Origin of the sequence: Gaoshiqia hydrogeniformans (assembly GCF_049347105.1) — a bacterium.
In the GTDB taxonomy this organism is placed as follows: Bacteria; Bacteroidota; Bacteroidia; order Bacteroidales; family Prolixibacteraceae; genus Gaoshiqia; species Gaoshiqia hydrogeniformans.
The window spans coordinates 1625599-1645118 of record NZ_CP186334.1; the positions used below are offsets into that span (position 1 = coordinate 1625599).

11 protein-coding genes are annotated in these 19520 nt (G+C 48.2%); 5 read left to right on the forward strand and 6 right to left on the reverse strand.

Features of this window, described 5'->3' with window-relative positions; translation table 11 throughout:
• Positions 1–64: 64 nt before the first annotated feature.
• From ACOIT5_RS06565 to ACOIT5_RS06585, 5 genes are all read right to left on the reverse strand, one after another.
• Positions 65–2530, reverse strand: coding sequence for an ABC transporter permease (locus tag ACOIT5_RS06565; RefSeq protein ID WP_423129675.1), 2466 nt, complete (start codon positions 2528–2530; stop codon positions 65–67).
• A gap of 95 nt (positions 2531–2625) precedes the next feature.
• The gene (locus ACOIT5_RS06570) at positions 2626–3324 is read right to left on the reverse strand and encodes an ABC transporter ATP-binding protein (protein ID WP_423129676.1); all 699 of its coding nucleotides are present in this window, start codon (positions 3322–3324) and stop codon (positions 2626–2628) included.
• Between the two features lie 80 nt (positions 3325–3404).
• The gene (locus tag ACOIT5_RS06575) at positions 3405–3770 is read right to left on the reverse strand and encodes a four helix bundle protein (RefSeq protein WP_423129677.1); all 366 of its coding nucleotides are present in this window, start codon (positions 3768–3770) and stop codon (positions 3405–3407) included.
• Positions 3771–3888: 118 nt separating this feature from the next.
• On the reverse strand, positions 3889–5103 hold the full coding sequence (locus tag ACOIT5_RS06580) for an efflux RND transporter periplasmic adaptor subunit (RefSeq protein WP_423129678.1): 1215 nt from the start codon (positions 5101–5103) through the stop codon (positions 3889–3891).
• 178 nt (positions 5104–5281) lie between these two features.
• Positions 5282–6619 carry a TolC family protein gene (locus tag ACOIT5_RS06585; protein ID WP_423129679.1) on the reverse strand — a complete coding sequence of 446 codons (1338 nt, stop codon included), beginning with the start codon at positions 6617–6619 and terminating at the stop codon, positions 5282–5284.
• Between the two features lie 194 nt (positions 6620–6813).
• On the opposite strand from ACOIT5_RS06585, the gene ACOIT5_RS06590 reads away from it, so the two are divergent.
• The 3 genes from ACOIT5_RS06590 to ACOIT5_RS06600 all read left to right on the forward strand — a co-directional run bounded on the left by ACOIT5_RS06590 (position 6814) and on the right by ACOIT5_RS06600 (position 12480).
• Positions 6814–8181, forward strand: a complete 1368-nt coding sequence (locus ACOIT5_RS06590; RefSeq protein ID WP_423129680.1) for a sigma-54-dependent transcriptional regulator — start codon at positions 6814–6816, stop codon at positions 8179–8181.
• Complete coding sequence (locus ACOIT5_RS06595; RefSeq protein WP_423129681.1) at positions 8178–9527, forward strand: sensor histidine kinase; 1350 nt, start codon at positions 8178–8180, stop codon at positions 9525–9527. Before ACOIT5_RS06590 ends, ACOIT5_RS06595 begins: the two co-directional genes overlap by 4 nt.
• A gap of 262 nt (positions 9528–9789) precedes the next feature.
• Positions 9790–12480 (forward strand): TonB-dependent receptor plug domain-containing protein, encoded by a 2691-nt coding sequence (locus ACOIT5_RS06600; protein WP_423129682.1) that lies wholly within the window; start codon positions 9790–9792, stop codon positions 12478–12480.
• On the opposite strand, the gene ACOIT5_RS06605 is transcribed toward ACOIT5_RS06600, so the two are convergent.
• Positions 12468–13217 (reverse strand): 5'-methylthioadenosine/adenosylhomocysteine nucleosidase, encoded by a 750-nt coding sequence (locus tag ACOIT5_RS06605; protein WP_423129683.1) that lies wholly within the window; start codon positions 13215–13217, stop codon positions 12468–12470. The two genes, ACOIT5_RS06600 and ACOIT5_RS06605, sit on opposite strands and share 13 nt — an antisense overlap.
• A gap of 82 nt (positions 13218–13299) precedes the next feature.
• On the opposite strand from ACOIT5_RS06605, the gene ACOIT5_RS06610 reads away from it, so the two are divergent.
• Both ACOIT5_RS06610 and ACOIT5_RS06615 read left to right on the forward strand, forming a co-directional pair.
• On the forward strand, positions 13300–16203 hold the full coding sequence (locus ACOIT5_RS06610) for a triple tyrosine motif-containing protein (protein WP_423129684.1): 2904 nt from the start codon (positions 13300–13302) through the stop codon (positions 16201–16203).
• Positions 16204–16431: 228 nt separating this feature from the next.
• Positions 16432–19500 carry a SusC/RagA family TonB-linked outer membrane protein gene (locus ACOIT5_RS06615; protein ID WP_423129685.1) on the forward strand — a complete coding sequence of 1023 codons (3069 nt, stop codon included), beginning with the start codon at positions 16432–16434 and terminating at the stop codon, positions 19498–19500.
• Positions 19501–19520: the final 20 nt, after the last annotated feature.

A 19520-nucleotide genomic window follows, 5' to 3' on the forward strand; every position in this document is an offset into this window, starting at 1 on the left:
AATAAGTTTTGTATTAAAAAATCATAGTTTTTCAATCAATCATTTAATCAAAGTTCAAGACATTTTACTCATATCTTAACGCTTCCACCGGGTTCCTTGTAGCCGCTTTCCAACTTTGCCAGCTAACTGTTAACAGCGCAATTCCCAGCGCCAGCAGTCCGGCCAGGGCAAAGATCCACCAGCTTAATTCTGTTTTATAGGCGAAGTTCTCCAGCCATTTATGCATGGCGTACCAGGCAACGGGTGTGGCAATTACAAAAGCAACTACTACCCATTTTACAAAGTCGCGGTTAAGCATGGCTAATATTTCGGAGATTTTGGCTCCGTTTACTTTGCGGATGCCGATTTCCTTCACCCGCAAGTTGGTATTAAACATGGCCAGACTCAATAAGCCGAGGCAGGAAATGAGTAAGGCCATCAAGGCAGAAAATGTCAATATCCGGTTAAAAGATAAGTCGCTGCGATACTGGGATTCAAACTCTCTATCCGAGAAGAAATAAATAAACTCATCCATCGGATAAAGTTTTTCCCAAATTCGGGACAAATCGTGTGCAACGGCTCCGGCATTGGCAGCATCAATGCAGAATGAGTAATAACCCACCGAGAGTTCCCAATCGAGGTTTTGAAAATATATAATTGGTTGAATGGGAAAATGCAGCGAAACATGGTGATAATCTGCAATTACGCCGCGTATGGTAAACAGGTGTCCGCCAACAGAAAAAACCGAGCCAACGGCATCTGCCGGATAGGCAAAGCCCATGACCCTGGCTGCGGAATGATTCAGCAAAACTTCATCGGAAAGCCAGTTGCTTTGTTGACGAAGACCTTCTCCGGCAAGCAATTTCAGATCATACGCTGCCGGAAACTGGTCATCAATACTAACCTGGCCGAACGCGGCGGCAAAGGGCTCATTCGAACCGGAAAGCATCACATTTTCCAGCCGGCGGTTGATCGCCCTTCCAGGCACCGACGAGCTCGCGCTGAAGGATCTGACACCGGGCAAGGCAAGCGCTTCGTCTCGGAAAGTGGCCAGTTTCAGCGGGATATCAGGATGATTGGTCATCGACATGGGCGTGTAACTAAAAATCGTCTGCCCGCCTGAAAAACCAAGTTGTTCTTTCATCACAAACTGCATCTGTTTATAAATACCGACCGTTGAGATCAGCAAAACAATGGTGATGGCAAATTGCACAACCACCAGGACTTTCCGCCCTGACCAACTTGCACCGGCATTTTGGCCGATGCCTTTCATCAGCAGATGCGCCTGTTGTCTGAAAACCGAAACAAAAGGAATCAGGCTTGTCAACATGGCGCCCGTTAAAGCCCCCAACCCCACATATGTAATGATGTTCCCGGAAATTGTCGCGTCGGGAAGCTGCCTGTTCACCAGCAAAACGGCCAATGGAAAAGCTAAAACTAAGGACGCAAAAAACAACAAAAGATTATGCAGAAGCAAGTTAAATAAGATATGACTTCTCCCCGACCCGTTGATGAGACGGACAGCGTAACTTTTTCGGTCTTCAAGGGTTGAAATCGTACTCAGGTTCAGATAATTCACAAAACAAACCAGCATAACCACCAGACAAATCACAATTAGAAAATTTACCTGCATGGCGCTGCCGCTTGCCCGCAACTCTCCGTCCAGGTTCGAATGCAGGTGAATGGAGGCCAGGGGTTGAAAAATAAAATTCATTTTGCTGTCGGCCAGGTCGTCCGGGAAGGCCACTTTTGACAAAGCAGGGGCAACGGCTGCTTCAACTTCAGCAATCCTGGTGTTTTCGTCAAGCCGGATATAACAATACGGGCGGTGCTGTGTTGCCGAACGCCAGCGGTTGCCCATATAAGGCGAAGCTTTGCTGTAGTTGTAAGTTGGGTTCTCGATCAAAACCTGCGCACGGTTATCGAAGTTACGGGAGTAATAGCTCAACGACTGATAGCTTCCAAGCACGTCAACCTTAAGATGACTGTTGGCCGGAAGGTCTTCGAAAACAGCTTTCACCAAAAAACGCCAGCCTTCGTTTAGCCTGATTTCCCGGTTAAGCGGGTTTTCGTCGCCAAATAATTTCCGGGCAAACGACTCCGAGACAACTACACCGTGGATATCGCCAAACAACTGCGCGGATTCGCGATAAAGAATTTTTCGTTCGAACACGCTGAAAAAGGTCGTATCGCTCCAAAACCAATCCACATCCTGAATCATTTTTCCCCGATCGTACACCGTAATCTTATCGGGAGCCATGTTGCAATGGGCGACAATCCCGGGCAATTCCTCATCGAGCAATTCCGACGAACCGTGGAAGTTTTTTGCTGAAATAATGGAACGACCATCCGAATGTTTCAGGTCGAGCGCCACGCGATATACTGAACGGTAATTGTTCCAAAATTTGTCATACGAATACTCGTAGCCAATTTTGGCAAACAGAAAAAAGACAATGCCAAATCCGGTAACCAAACCGGCAATCTGTACTGCCGATAAAAAGCGCCGCTTCAGCATACTGCGAATTAATGCCTTTAGTTGTAACAAGTTCATCAGGTTTATTTATTTAACTTTTGGTCCCGCCAAATTGTCTGAATGTACAAGGCGTTGATTCTTTCCCTTGCTCTATGCCCTTCGCCCTCCGCTTTCTAAAGCAACATCTCCCCCATCTGCATCTTCACTTCTTCGGTGATGATCTGTCCGTCGAACAGGTTGACCACGCGGTGAGCGAATTCAGAGTCATGGAGCGAGTGGGTCACCATGACGATGGTGGTGCCTTCGCGGTTCAGTTCGGTGAGCAGGTTCATCACTTCGAGTCCGTTTTTGGAGTCGAGGTTACCGGTTGGCTCATCGGCTAAAATCAGCTTGGGGTTAGCCACCACGGCCCGGGCAATGGCTACGCGTTGCTGCTGACCGCCTGATAGTTGCTGCGGAAAATGTTTGCGCCGGTGACTGATCTTCATCCGATCCAGCACATTCTCAACCATTTCTTTTCGTTCGCGGGCCTTCAGCTTCAGGTAGATGAGCGGAAGTTCCACATTCTCGTACACATTCAGCTCGTCGATCAGGTTGAAACTTTGAAACACGAACCCGATGTTGCCTTTGCGAAGCTGGGTGCGGTGACGTTCTTTCAACTGCCCGACTTCTTTGCCGTCGAAATAATACTCGCCCCCCGACGGGTTGTCGAGCAGGCCGATGATGTTGAGTAAGGTTGACTTGCCGCAACCCGACGGCCCCATAATGGCCACAAACTCGCCTTTCCGGACATGCAGGCTGACCTGGTTCAACGCACTGGTTTCAATCTCTTCGGTGCGGAAGATTTTGGTAAGGTTGACTGTCTTGATCATTTTACGAATGTTGGAGAAAGGAGACTGGAAACCGCAGGCCGGAGATCGGAAACCGGATTTTTACTCCCTTCTCATGGTTATTATTTAAAACGTTCTTTTCGAATTTTAATCAGTTGATATAATTGGGCTAATATCTTTTTTGAAAGTTCCTGCAAGATTAAATAGTCATGCTCCAACAAATAGCCTAATTTTTGCGCGATGATAAGTTGGGTTCTCACTTCTCCTGTTGACCCTTTCGCTATAAACAGGAATTGAATAAATTCTTTATTTGATTGTCTTTCAAATCCCTCAGCAATATTTGAAGGAACAGAAACAGATGCCCGGCAAATTTGATCCTTAAAGGCATAATCTTTACAATTTCCGAACCTACTATACACGCCAATACTGAGTTCAATGGCATTTTTCCATACATCAAGATCTTCGAATTTTTCGATCCTCTCTCTCATAATGACTTAACTAAAGTTATGATCTGAAAGTTATGAAATCTTGTTCACTTTCATCATCTCCGTAATTCCAAGCTTCAATTTCCTTCTCCGGTCTCCCTTCTCCGGTCTCCGGTTTCCCTCATCTCAAGATGAGCTTATCATTCGCCCCAAACAGTTCGTAGCCCGAGGTTATGACTTGTTCGCCGGGGCGAAGGCCCTCCAGCACTTCGTAGTACTGCGGGTTTTGTTTGCCGATGCGAATACTTCGTTTCGTGGCTTCAGTTCCGTTTTCGTTCAGCACATACACCCACTGTCCGCCGGTACTCTGGAAAAATCCGCCACGCGCCAGCAATACCGCTTTTTCCGATTGGCCCAGTTCGAGTTTAATGTGATAAGTCTGTCCGGTACGGATATTTTCAGGCGTTTCGCCTTCAAAAACCAGATCGATCCGAAATTGTCCTTCGCGCACTTCCGGGTAAACTTTTTTCACGCTTAACCGGTAGTTGGCCCCGCCACGGTCGAAGGCTGCCGGCAATTCCCGGCGTACCCGGTCGATATAATGTTCGTCGATTTTTGCGTTGATTTTAAAATCAGTCAGGATATGAATGAGACCAAGCCGCTGCCCGCGCGAAATAGACTGTCCGATCTCGGCATCCAGCAAACCAAGCTGACCGGACACCGGTGCTTTTACCTGCAGGTTCTCCAGCCGTTCCCGGGCCATTTGCAGGCTGAGGCGCGTATTTTCGAGGCTTTCGTCCATGCTCGTTCGCTGGTTTGTCCTGAAAATGGAGTCCTGGATCATTTTCTGATAAGTCAGTTCCTGTTCTTTCAGCGACAATTCGTAGTCTTCTTTGGCCTGCAGGTAATCTTCCCTGGCAACCAGTTCCTCCCGGTACAGGCGCTCATACTGGCTGAACCTGCGTTTGGCCTGAACCACTTTCAGGTCGGTTTCCAGTTTTTGCCGTTTATTCTGAATTTGCTGCTGTTCTATCTGAATCTGGGTGTTACGAAGCTCATTGGCATGATAAGCCAGTTGCGACTCGCTGTTCATGATGGTCGTGTTCAGGTCGGTATTTTTCAGTTTTAAGATCACGTCGCCTTCCTCCACCATTTCACCTTCTTCAATATAGATCTTTTCCACCTTGCCGCCTTCTTCCACATCGAGGTAGATGGTACTGATTGGCTCAACCTGTCCGATGATGGTAATATAATCATTAAACAGGCCATCCTCCACAGCGCTGATTGTCAGCTTGTCGCGCTCGGCCCGGAAAACCGACTCGTGGCTGGCAAATAAAATCCGATAAACCAAAAATCCAAAAACGACGACACCTCCTGCTATGTAAAGATGTTTCATTTTCAGTCCTTTTTTCTTTTCTATCACACGATCCATTGACATATGTTGTAGTTTCAAGTTTCAAATTCCAGGTTTCAGCCATTGACCGATGACCGATGACCAAGATGGGAGAAAGCCGCAGTTTTACGTTGACGCTTTATAAGCAAACAGCAAGCTCCTAACTCCATGCCCCATGCCATTACTCCCAAAACCTCACCCCCGTATAAAAGTCCATTATTTTATTTTTCACCTCCCGCTGCAACTTTGCCAGGAGCAGTTGGTTTTGCGCGTCAGCCAGCCGGTTTTTTACAGCCTGCAATTCAATCACATCGATCATTCCTTCCCCGTACTTGCGCTCAGCAACCCGGTAGGCGAGTTCGTTGGCCTCGGCCTGTTTTTGTGTTTGCAACTGTTCGCGGAACAATGCCTGTAAATCGCGGAAGTTATTCATCAGTTCGTAATAAACCGCCTGCCGGTAATTATCCAGTTGAACTTCGGCCTGTTCTTTGGACAACTGGGCTTTTCGAAGTTCGCTGCGGGCCTGGTTTTTATTAAAAATCGGAATGGAAACGGAAGCTCCCAGGTATTGGCTTCGGTTGTTTTGCAACTGATCGGCAAACGGGATCGGCTTTCCCTGCTCATCCTGGTTGGTCTCATAATACCCCGTACTCACCGAGGCGCCCAGCGAAACCGTTGGATAATACTGTCCGCGGGCAATGGCCACACTCTTGCCGGCCGCCAGCAGTTCAGCTTCGGCAATTTTCACATACGGCGAAAACGACACAAACGATTCGAAAAGGGAATCGGCATCCGCCGGACTCATCGGACTGACAGCCAATTCGCCGTTTTCGAATTGAATGCCGGCTAATTGTCCGGCAGGCAGGTTCATCTGCCGGGCCAGCTTCAGCCGGGCTGTTTCCAGCTTGTTTTCCGACTGAATGAGGTTCAGCATCTCCTTTTCGTAAGTCGCCTGCATCTCTGCCAGGTCCATCCGGGCTTTCAATCCGGTTTCTACTTGTGTTTCTGTTTTCTTTAAATTGAACTCCGATAATTGAAGCTGCTCCCGGGCAATCTCGATAAGCCCCTGATAATAAATAACATCGTAAAACGAAACCAGAATATCAAAGGCCAGTTCGTCCTGAAAACTGATTTTCCGCCATTTGGCCGATTCAAGTTGAAGTTTTGACCAGGCAATCCGGTTCGTTTGAATAAACCCGTGAAAAATGCCGACTGACGAGTTCAGGCTGTTGCTGTTGTTAAAATACTCGTTGTTGATCACCTGGTTTGAATATTCATCAACCGAGCGTCCGAAACTGATCCCTGCCGAAGAACTGGCCGAAAGAGACGGCAAGAGATTCAGCTTCGACTGTGTGGCGTCAATTCTTGCCTTTTGCTCATTCAACTCGTAAACCTGGCGGTCCAGGTTGTGTTCCAGCGCAAAGCGGATACACTCATTCAGTGTCCGGCTTTCCTGAGCTTTTATGGCCACCCATGGCAGAAGCAACAGAATCAGTATGGCGGTTTTTCTGATATTCATTTCTTTTTTAATTCGATGCCAAAAATAATTACCAAACCAATGCCAAAACTAAAAATCGCTGAATTTCAAAACAATGAAAGAAATACGACGCAAGTTCTTGTAAAAATTATTGACATTAAGACGTAAAATATTTTTACAGTTTATTGCGTTGGGTTTCTGCCTGCCTTAATTTTGAAAGAAATATAAATCCCATCATGTCCAACGGAAATATCCTGATTGTTGATGACAACAAAAGCGTACTGAGTGCGCTGGAGATTTTGCTTTTTCCTGAGTTTAACAAAGTGACCTGTTTGTCGAATCCAAATCTGCTGATTTCGGAACTAAGAAAGAACCCCTACCACCTTGTTTTGCTCGATATGAATTTCAAAGCCGGCGTAAACACCGGGAACGAAGGGATTTTTTGGCTGCAGCAGATCAAAGAGAACCATCCCGAGATTTCGGTGGTACTGATTACGGCATACGGCGACGTGGAACTGGCCGTAAAAGCGCTGAAAGCCGGCGCCACCGATTTCATTCTGAAGCCTTGGGAGAATGCTAAATTATTAGCCACGGTACGGTCAGCAATCCAGCTTAGCCTGTCGCGCGAAGAAGTGAAACACCTCCGGCTAAAAGAAAAGGAACTGAAAAAAGTAATCAACCAGGAAGAAAAATACATGATCGGTTCGTCACCTCAGTTGATGCAGGTACTGAAAATCGTTCGCAAGGTGGCCAAAACCGATACGAACGTGCTGATCACCGGGGAAAACGGCACCGGCAAGGAGTTGATCGCCCGCGAAATCCACCGCCTGTCAGACCGGAGCAACGAGGTGCTGGTGAGCGTGGATATGGGAGCGGTGAGCGAATCGCTTTTCGAAAGCGAACTGTTCGGCCATGTGAAAGGCGCTTTTACCGATGCCCGCGAAAACCGGGCCGGCAAATTCGAAGTGGCCAACAAAGGCAGCCTGTTCCTCGACGAGATCGGCAACCTGTCGTTTCACCTGCAGGCAAAACTGCTCGCCGCTCTGCAAAACCGCGAGATTACCCGTATTGGCTCCAACCAACCTGTTCCCGTGGACATCCGGCTGATTTGCGCTACCAACAAAAACCTTCCGGAACTGGTCGCTCAGGGCCTGTTTCGCGAAGACCTGCTCTACCGCATCAACACCATCCAGATTGAAGTGCCACCCCTGCGCGAACGCGGAAACGACATCCTGTCGCTGGCCGACTTTTTCCTGAGAAAATACACGTACAAATACAACAAGCCCACCCTGAAAATCAATAGCCAGGCGCAGGAAAAACTGCTGAGGTACAACTGGCCGGGCAACATCCGCGAACTGGAACACAGCATCGAAAAAGCCGTGATCCTGAGCGAAAACAACATCCTGAAAGCCGACGATTTCTTTTTACGGCCGGTCAGCGGGATCAAAGCCGAAACGGACACGCTGAAACTGGAAGAAATGGAAAAAAAACTCATCAGCCTGGCCCTGGACAAAAATCCGGGCAATGTAAGCGCTGCCGCCGAACAACTTGGCATTACCCGTCAAACACTGTATAATAAAATGAAAAAATTCGGGATCGGATGAAACACGCTTTCCTCTTCCACATTGCCTTCCGGATTGGATTAATCAGCCTGGTGGCTTTCGGGACCGGCTGGGCGGCCTTTTCAGGTCATTTCCTGGTTCCCGGACTCCTGTTGTCAGCGCTTCTCATCAGCCTGATTGGCAACCTGCTTCATTACCAGAACAAGGTCAATCAACGGATCCGGTATTTTTTTGAAGCCATCCGGAACGAAGATTTCACCCAGGCGTTCCCGCTGCAAAAAGGCGACAAAATCCTTCAGCAACTAAATGAAAGCCTCAACGAAATCAACCGGAAAATTCAGCAGATCAGAATTGAGAACGAGCAAAAAGAACAATACTTCCGGGCCCTGATTGAACACATCGGCACCGGAATCCTCACCTTCGACGAGCGCGGCTTCGTAATCCATGCCAACAGCGCCTTGAAAAAAATGCTGGGTTTCGGCCATTTCACCCACATCCACCAACTTGAAAAGATCGATCCGGCCTTGCTGCATACATTGAAACAGATGCAGCAACACGAACAGAAACTGGTTTCTTTTACCGGGAAACAAGGAAGAGTGAATGTTTCGATCCGGGCCGGTTCGTTTAAAAACAATGACCGGAACCTGAGTTTGCTGACTGTGCAGGATATCAACCGCGAACTGGATGAAAAAGAGTTGGACTCGTGGCTGAAGCTGATCCGGGTGCTGACCCACGAAATCATGAATGCCATCGCGCCGGTCACCTCCTTGTCCGAAAGCCTCGGCAGTTATTTTCAGAAAGAAGGGCAGGCGATCGAACCCGAAGCGGTGGATGAAAAAATGATCAACACCACCATCCGCGGGCTCGAAGTCATCAAAGAACAAGGCAAAGGACTGGTCGCATTTGTTGAATCGTACCGTAAACTCACCCGGTTGCCAAAACCGGAAAAGAAACCGGTGAAGGTGCAGGAATTGCTTGAGAAAGTTATCCTTCTGAACCCGGACGGAAACTTCCCGTCCGGCCTCACCGTCAGGATGAATACCGAACCCGGGAACCTGGAAGTCCTGGCCGACGAAAAACTGTTGATGCAGGTATTGATCAACCTCGTGAAAAATTCGCGCGAAGCGCTGGCCGGAAACGAAAACGGCCTGATCGAACTGCTGGCCGGGCGGAACAAAAACGGAGAAACGGAAATTTGCGTGAAAGACAATGGCCCGGGCATTCCCCGCGAGTTGCTGGACGAAATATTTGTGCCGTTCTTCACCACCCGCGAAAACGGCTCGGGAATCGGGCTGAGCCTGTCGCGGCAAATTATGCGGCTGCATGGCGGCCGCCTGAAAGTTCATTCGGTTCCGGGAAAAGAAACTATTTTTTGCATGGTTTTTTAACCCGTTCTGCACAAAAAAAGAAGCAACCTCAGCGGTTGCTTCTTTACCTTCTCTCTTCTGTATGAAAAAAATCTACGTTTATTTCTGTGTTCTGCTCATGGCTTTGAAGCAGATTGATATTCGACAGTTATCAACTATCATGCCAAAAACAGGAATTCTTTTGTCCCAATTACAAATTTCGTATTTTTTTACCCTTCAATACTTCGTTTGTCTTTTGAACGTTCATTAGTCGTAGTTTTAAGTTGAAACGATTTTAGAAGTCATGAGGTTAAAACAGGAACAATGTCACCTGCCAATCCGGCGATGTGTAGCCGGATTTTTCAAATTGATTTTTGCCGGTATCATTTTGGCAACCACCGCCGGTCCGGCCCTGTCGCAAAGTTCTCTCTCCGGGCAGGTAAGCGACGAAGAATTGGAAGAAGTACTCGAAAAAGCAACCGTATACATCCAGGGCAGCCCCTTAAATACCATGACCGACCGGCACGGAACCTTCCACCTCAAATACCTGGGCGGTTTTTATCAGCTCGAGGCCATTTACCCCGGTTTTCACAGCGAATTTTATAACGTTTCTTTATTCAGCGGGATTTATACGCCAATGGGGGCCATTCGTTTGGAACCCAAAGCCATTGGCCGACCGGCACAACGCGATCTGGCCTCCCTGGTCCGTGTCAACCAGCATCCGGGCACCACAAAAAACTTTTCTTTGCTTGAGTTAATGGATCAATCGGGCTCGACCGACCTGAATGAACTCTTTCTGCCGGAACCTTCTTTTTATATCCTGGAAAACGGGGGTGGTTATGGCCGTTCAGAACTAACTGTCAGGGGATTCGGCCCGGATCAAACCGGGGTAGTTTTTAACGGGATCAGTCTGAACGATCCGGAAACAGGACGGATGAACACGCCGCTTTATTCGGGCATGTCTGATTGGGCCGGACAGCTGCAGCTGAGCAGGGGCCCGGCTTCAGGTAAACAAAGCCAGCTGGGCTACGGCGGTCTGATCAACCTGTTGCCCCTGATGCCGCAAAAAGATTTCGGCGTATCACTGTCGGCTAACATGGGTCACGACGGCTATGTAAAAACGGCAGCGACAGTGCATACCGGCAAAAATGAGAAAGACCTGGCTGCCGTCCTGAAAATTGACCGCAGTTCCGGCGACGGGTTTGCCGATCAGACCGGCTTTAAAGCTTACGGATTGTACCTGAACATGTATAAAGAATTCGGACACAGGCACAGCCTTTTCCTGACTGCCACCCTGAAGACCTGGCAGTCTGACCTGCGAAACCGGCCGGATTCCATCCTGGTTTACGGACGACAAGGCTTTACCTACAATAATTCCTGGGGACTCCGGCAGGATCAGCCGGAAAGCCGGGCTCGTTCGTTTGGGGTAAACCCGATGATCATTTTATCGCACAACTGGCATCTGCGGGTCAATACCCGGCTGGTGAGCCAGCTTTATGCCGCGTTAAACCGATCGGCAGAAAGTTTCCCGGAAGGAAGGATCAACGGCATGTCTGCCTATGACATTCCCCGCGATGACCGGGACCTGATTCCTTTTGACCTGATTGAAAACTGGAACAGGGGTATGAGCGTCGACCTCTTTGGCGAAAGCAGGCAGGCCAATCCGTCGGGCAGGTACATCAATACCGAAACCGAAGGTTTATCTCTCCTGGCAGCGACCACCAAATCGTCGCGGCTTGGGCTGCAATCACAGCTGATCCATCACTTCGACAAACAAACCCGGATGGCAGTTGCATTTGATGCGGAACAATACCGGGCTTCACATGCAGGCGCCGTGATGACGGTTTGGGGAGCCGACGGTTTTTTAACAAGCCGGAATGTGAACGATCCGGAAGGACGAACAGCAGAGCATTACCTGAAACAAAGCTTTTTTCCGAAAATTAACAAGGCTGACAAAGTTTCCGCGAATTACGACGCCCTGATCCGGAAAGCCGGAATTTCAGGAAAAATCCAAAACTCAGGAAGAAAAACGTATACCTACGCCGAAGGTGCAGCATCGGTAAATGCCTACAGAAGAGAAGATCACTTTTCGTACCTTGCCAATGATGACCGAAAAACGACCGACTGGGCCGGACAACTGGGATTTCGCCTGGCAACAGGCCTCATCTACCGCCTAAACGAACAGCACTCCTTCGGGCTAAACAGCTCGGCCCAGGCCAGTCAAGCCCGGTTTGAACTGGTGTTTCCCTCAGTCAACAACTGGAAAAATGCAGATGCCGGTCCTGAGAATCTTTACCACGCGGAACTTGGTTATCGTTTTTCCCGCGAAAAGATTTTTGTGTCTCTAAAAGGATACGCCATGTACCTGCAAAACCATGCCTGGATTCAACGCAGCTACCTGGATGATGATCAGCAATTCGCTTTTATTCACGATGTTGACCAATTTCACCGGGGACTGGAGCTGAGCAGTAAACTTTATTATCTCAGGCGGTTTATCCTGCACGCCAACGGTTCTGCCGGAAACTGGACCTACTGGTCGGACGCAAAATCAAACCTGTACGGCTACGGAAACGAACTGTTGTCGAACCGGACTTTACCGCTGTCGGATTACAAAGTGGCCAATGCCCCGCAAGTCAGTTTCTATGTAAAAAATGAGATGAAACTCGTGAAAGGCCTTTTTGTCAATCTGAATTACTATTATGCCGATAAACGTTATGCACCTCTGCTGCTGAACGATTTTGATGAAACCGACGCTACTTTACCCGGACAACTGAAACTTGAGCGTTATGACCGGCTTGGTGCCGGCGGCAGCTTTTTTCGCGAATTACGAAATAAAAACACGTTGCACCTCTCGCTTGACATCCAAAACCTGCTGAACAACGAATACATCAACCAGATTTTTACCAATGAGAGCCGCGATGAACAGATTCTGAGCAACCAGGTACTATTTGGCAACGGCCGTAGCTGGCGGTTGGGGTTGACTTACTCGTTCTGATCGAACATCAGGCGGGCAATTTCGACCGAAATCCGGCTGATATTTTCGAACAAAAAGCGGGAAAAAGCCTGGTGCGCATTTTCATCGGCCTGATCAGAAATAATGCGGATCACCGAACAAGGCAGTTGATAATCGGCCGCTACCTGGGCAATGGCGGCGCCCTCCATTTCGGTACACAACAAGTCGGGAAATTTGCTGCTGATACGGCTTTTTCCTTCGGGCGACGCCACAAACTGATCGCCTGTCCCGATGGAGCCAACATAGATGGAGGGCGCATAGTCCGTATTGATGCCCGGGTATTTCTTTTCTTTCAGGTTAACGGCAAACCGGCTGACTGCTTTCAGCGCACGCTGTCCGGTTTCCGAGCCCACCTCAAATTCAAATTTTTTCCAGAAAGGCGGTTTTACCTGGCCAAATCCACTCAGATTGGATAAATCCACATCATGCTGGATCAGCTTGTCGGCGACCACGATGTCGCCGATATTCAGGTGTGGCTGCATGGAACCTGCCAGCCCGATAAAAATGAGCTGATCAACGCCATACAGGTTAATCAGGCTGGTGGCCGTGGAGGCCGCTGCTACTTTCCCCCAGCCCGACAGGCACATAACAAGCTCGTTGCCGCCAATGGTCCCGCTGTAAAATTCACGCGATCCGGTTTTTTCAACTTTCAGATTCTTCAGGTCATCTTTGAGCAAGAGAATCTCTTCGCGCATCGCGCCGATCAGTCCGGTTTTCATAGTGCACTCTTAAAATTTGAACAAAAATAATCAGTCCCGGAATTTTGAAGGTAAAAAATATGAAATTATCTATATTTGTTAGATGCGTCACACGAACAGAAATATCCTGCTGATCATTTTACTATGCCTGTATTCATTGTCATTCGGACAATTGAAGGATATCGGTATCCCTGATATTCAAAACTTTACAAAACGGGAATATCAGGCCAGTGCACAGAACTGGCAAATTGAAAAAGACAGCAGGAATTTCATGTACTTTGCCAATAACGATGGCTTGCTGGAATTTGACGGGGCACACTGGCAACTTTATGGCTTACCCAACCGCTCCATTGTCCGTTCTGTGAAAATTGATGAAAACGGACGTATCTACGTTGGTCAGCAAAACGACTTTGGCTACATGGAGCCCGACAGCGCCGGCAGGCTGCAGTATCATTCTCTCCTGAAGCTGGTTTCGCCCGGCGAAAGAAACTTTGAAGAAGTGTGGCGGATTCATTTGACCCATTTCGGAGTGGTTTTTCAAAGCTATACCCACCTGTTCATTTACCGGAACAATAACATCTATCAGGTTCCGCTGAAACACCGCCTGAAGTTTTCATTCTTTGAAAATGGCCGTTTGTGGGTACAAGACGAAGAAGAAGGGCTGAAAGAATACCGGCAGGGCCGTTTTTTTAAACCCGAAGGACTCGATTCGCTGATCGATAAGGACGTTTGGGCAATCCTGCCAGTCAACTCCAACCGCCTACTGATCTGCACGGCCACCAAGGGGGTCTATAGCTATGACGGACAACAACTGATCCCCTGGCAAGGTGAAGCCAATGAATTTCTGTCAGAAAACCAGATTTTTTCTGCCAAAAAATTTAAAGACACCTATTACGCATTTGGAACCATTCAAAACGGACTGATGATTACCGATGAAACCGGGAAGATCATCCAGCATGTAAACAAGAAGAAGGGACTTCAAAACAACACCATTCTGAGCATCGGTACCGACCAGGACGAAAACCTCTGGCTGGGGCTCGACAACGGAATCGATTACATAGACGTCAGCTCCCCGTTTACCTACCTGTTTCATCCCGAAGGCTTAGGCGCATCCTACTCGTCGCTGGTGCATAACGGAAGGTTGTACGTTGGCACCAATCACGGACTGTTTGTCAAAGAATGGCCGGAAAAGGCACGCATTGAAATTGAGGGATTTCGCCTGATCCCAAAAACCGTGGGTCAGATTTGGTATCTGGGCGTTCAACAGGACGTCCTGTTGTGCGGGCACGACAACGGAACCTTTGTCATCGAAGAGGAAACAGCCACTCAGATTTCGGACATAAACGGGGCCTGGACCTTTATTGAGCCCATTCAAAACTCCAACTACCTGATTGGGGGTAACTACAGCGGCCTGACGCTGTTCAAAAAAACTCCCGATAATAAATCGTGGGAGCTCCGTGGTCAGATTAAAGGATTCAGCGAGTCGTCCAAACTGCTGGCGCAGGACAAAAAAGGCCAGCTCTGGATGAGCCACGGGTTCAAAGGCATCTTCCGGATCAATTTGGACCAACAGTTGGACAGCGTAACCGAATATGCGTTTTACAATTCAAAAAACGGTTTGCCCTCCGATATTTTTATCAACCTGATGACAGTTGGCGGAAATATCATTTTTACAAGTCCTGCCGGTATTTACGCCTACAGCGAAAATACCGATCAATTTGAACGTTCGGCCTATTACAACAACATTTTCGGGCATCAGCCCGACATCGATTATCTGAAAGAAGATCAATACCTGAACATTTGGTTTATCGCGGGAGGAGTACCCGGCGTCCTTCGTTTTCAGGAAGACGGAACATACACCCGGGTGAAGGCGCCTTTTGAAAAACTGGCAGGGCGGATCATCTCAGGTTTTCAGCATATCCATATTGCTGATCAGCAAAATACGTTTATCTCGCTCGAAGACGGCCTGGCCCACTACACGCCCAGCTATCAGCTGATCACAGATGCTTCGTTTAAAACCTATATCCGCGAAGTGGTGAACCTGCAAAACAACGAGATCCTTTTTCCAAATTCAATCCCTGCCAGGCCTGTCGGCACTTTGCCCGAGTATGAGTACAAAGGGAACAACCTGAAATTTACCTACTCCAGCCCTGATTATAAAAACAACAAAAAAATCAGCTACAGTTACCTGCTCGAGAATTACAGTACCGGCTGGTCGGCCTGGTCAGCCGAGTCAAGTTGCGAATTTATGAACCTGCGTGAAGGTTATTACACCTTCAGGGTGAAAGCTACAGGGCCGTTTACCAACGAAAGTAATACCGACAGCTTTTCATTTTACATCCGCCCCCCCTGGTACCGTTCGGCGCTGGCCTACAGCGGCTATACCTTGCTGGCCGTAGCGTTTATCGGATTGATTATCTGGTTTGTTTTGTATCGCATCCGTATTTCCAGAAGGAAAGAGCGGCTGAAACACCTGCAGGAATACCGGAAAAAAGTTCAACAATACCAGCGTGACGCGTTGATTTCTGAAAAGGAGATCATCAAACTTCGAAACGAACAGCTTCGCGGTAAAATGATTCACCTGGATAAAGAGCTGGCCAATCAAACCATGACCGTCATTCATAAGAATAAGTTCATGGGCAAGCTAAAATCGGAATTGAAAAATTTGCAGGGACAGGTTTCCGACAGTAACATCAAGTCCCGGATCAGCCTGATCATGAACCGTATTGATAAGGAGTTTGACGATAAACGGCAGAACGAGCTTTTCGAGACTTATTTTGACGAGGTACACGAAGATTTCTTCAAGCGGCTGGCAGAAAAACACCCAAGCCTGACCCCACGTGAACAAAAACTCTGCGCTTACATCAAAATGAACATCTCCTCCAAAGAAATTGCGGCTCTTCTGAATATTTCACAGCGCGGAGTCGAGATATCCCGTTACCGTTTACGGAAAAAACTAAACCTGCCGCAAGAAACCAACCTCGGCGCCTTTATTTCCAATATTTGATACAATATGCTGTACAGCATCCATGCTTGTGATGTAGTTTTATTTTTGAAAAATCCCATCTATTCGATTGATTACCAATCAAACTATTTATATCGTGTAGTGTTTATGTTGTACTGTATAAGCCGGATTGTAGTATTATTGACGTATCTGTTTTTTTGTTGATCTGATCCGTATGGCAGATTTTTGAACTCAGATTTAACTTTAACAAGATCTAAAAAACGTTAACTTATGAAAAGATTGCTATTATTCTTGTATTGTTCATTCTTTGGCATCAGCCTTTTCGCCCAGGAAATATCTGTTTCCGGGAAAATAAGTTCCAAAGAAGACGGACAGCCACTGCCGGGGGTCTCGGTAGTTATTCAGGGAACCACAACAGGTACCATTACTGATTTTGACGGCCTCTATTCTTTAAAAGCACCCGCAAATGCAACACTGGAGATCTCCTATATCGGGATGAAAAAACAGTTGGTGAAATTGAACGGGCAAACTACGTTAAATGTAGTTCTCGAAAATGAAGCATTTGATGTGGACGAAGTGGTTGTGGTGGGATACGGTACCCAGAAAAAAAGCCTGGTTACCGGGGCCATCAGCAAAGTTAGCGGAGAAGAGCTGACCAAAACCTCGGACATGCGGGTGACGCAAGCGCTCCAGGGAAAAACTGCCGGGGTAGTCATCTCCAATAACTCCGGCCAACCCGGCGATCAGGTTTCCATCCGCATCAGGGGGATTGGAACCAATGGAAATGCTGAACCTTTATACATTGTTGACGGACTGCCTATGAGCGGCGCCGGCATCGACTTCCTGAATTCCAACGATGTAGAATCCATCGAAGTATTGAAAGACGCTGCTTCGAGCGCCATATACGGGGCCCGGGGTGCCAACGGGGTCATCCTGATCACCACGAAAAGCGGAAGAAAGGACACGAAGATGGAAATTTCGTACGATGGCTATTACGGCGTACAAAACCCCTGGCGAAAACTTCGCCTGCTGAACAGCCAGGAATATATGATGCTGACCAACGAAGCGGCCATCAATGGCGGACAGTCGCCCAAATTCTCTGCCTCTGATATGACTAACTACTCGGCCACCACCGACTGGCAGGACGAAATGTTCTATTATGATGCTCCCAAGCAGAATCACGCCATCTCGTTAAACGGCGGGAGCGATAAGATCAGCTATTCATCGTCCATCAACTATTTTAAACAGGATGGGATTGTGGCCAAGGGAAAGTCGGAGTTCGAGAAATTCGGCTACCGGCTGAATACCATTGGCGATTTCGGCCTCCTCAAAGTCGGTTCGAACCTGAACATGGCCTACATTACCAACCGGGGTATTGAAACCAACACCCACTTCGGAACGGGTTTGTCGCAGGCGGTAAACATGCCCCCGATTGTGCCGGTAACCAACGAAGACGGTTCGTGGGCCACTCCCGAGCAGTTTGGCATTGGCTTGCAGGAAATTACCAACCCGGTGGCCCTATTAAACAACCTCAATTCGCAAACCCGCACCAGCAAGCTGGTGGGAGGGCTTTTTGCTGAAGTTGATTTTGGCAAGATCGACCCGTCCCTAAAAGGGTTGACCTTTAAATCGACCTTCAGCGGCGAAATGGCTTACGTGACCAACCGCAGCTACACCCCGTTCTATTACCTGGATGCCATGCACTTTACCATTACCGACCGGGCTTCCAAATGGGTAGATCAATACACCAACTGGAACTTCGAGAATGTGCTGACCTATGACAAAACCATCGACGAGCACCATTTTACCGTTATGACGGGAACAACAGCCATAAAAAACCTCAAGGAAACCCTGTCCGGGGAAAAATCGGATGTGATCTTTGATGACTTCGACCACGCATATATCGACAATGCCACCGATCCGGAAAGCGCCAATGCTGGAGGCCTTATAGAGGAGCATACCTTAGCATCGATCTTTGGTCGGATCAATTACGACCTGAAAGACCGTTATATGCTCACTGCCATATTGCGCCGGGATGGATCTTCAAACTTTGGCTCCGAAAACAAATATGGTTATTTCCCCTCGGTAGCTGCCGGCTGGGTGATTTCGCGCGAAGATTTTATGAGCAGTCTTTCCAATACATTTGATCTGCTTAAAATCCGTGCCAGCTGGGGACAAAACGGGAACGAGGACATCGGAAGATTTCGCTACACATCCATCATCGGGAACCAAAACATCTACTACTTTGGCGACGGAAAAACTCAATACAACGGGACCCAGCCAACCCGGATCGCCAACCCCTCCTTAAAGTGGGAAACGTCGGAACAAACCAACATTGGGATCGATCTGACCACTTTTGGAAGCAGCTTACGGGTAACCCTCGACTATTACGTCAAAACCACCAAAGACTGGCTGGTTACCGCTCCCGTGCCCATGCTGGTCGGTAACTCGGCCCCGACCATCAATGGCGGAGAAGTGCGTAATTCAGGCTTCGAGGCTGATATCAGCTACAAAAAACAATTTGGCAAATTCTATTTCAGCGGTTCCATCAACGGGGCTTTCAATAAAAATGAAGTACTGGATATTCAGAACGCCGAAAAACGACTGCAAGGCGGTGACGGTGGGTTTGGACAGGCAGGGGTTCTTTTTGCCGAAGTGGGCACCCCCATGGGCGTTTTTTACGGAATAAAAACCGATGGAATCTTTCAAACCACCGATGAAATCGCCGCCTACGTGAATACCGACGGCGGAAAAATTCAGCCCAATGCCAAACCCGGCGATATCAAGTTTATCGATGCAAACGGCGACGGCTCCATTACCGATGCCGACCGGGTAGAATTGGGTTCTCCTTATCCCGACTTCACCGGCGGTTTAAACCTGAACCTGGAATACAAAGGGTTCGATTTCAACATGTTCCTCTACGCGGCGCTTGGACAGGAAGTGTATGATGCCACCCGCCGTTACGACATGAATGGGACCAACTACCGCGCCGATTGGCTGAACCGCTGGACGGGACCGGGCACCTCAAACTATTTCCCGCGCGTGACGTTTGTGGATGATAACCAAAACATGAAAACCGTGAGCGACTTCTTTGTACACGATGCCAGCTTCGCCCGCTTACGGAATATCACCCTGGGATACAGTTTGCCCAGAACAGCGCTCAGTTACCTCAACATCAGCAAACTGCGATTCTACATCTCGGCCGAAAACCTGTTGACGCTCACCAAATACAAAGGCTACGATCCGGAAATCGGCGGCGACGTTCTCAACAACGGGATCGACCACAACATCTATCCGCAGGCACGAACCATCATCGGTGGAGTTAACATTACATTTTAATGACCTCAATTAAAAAATAC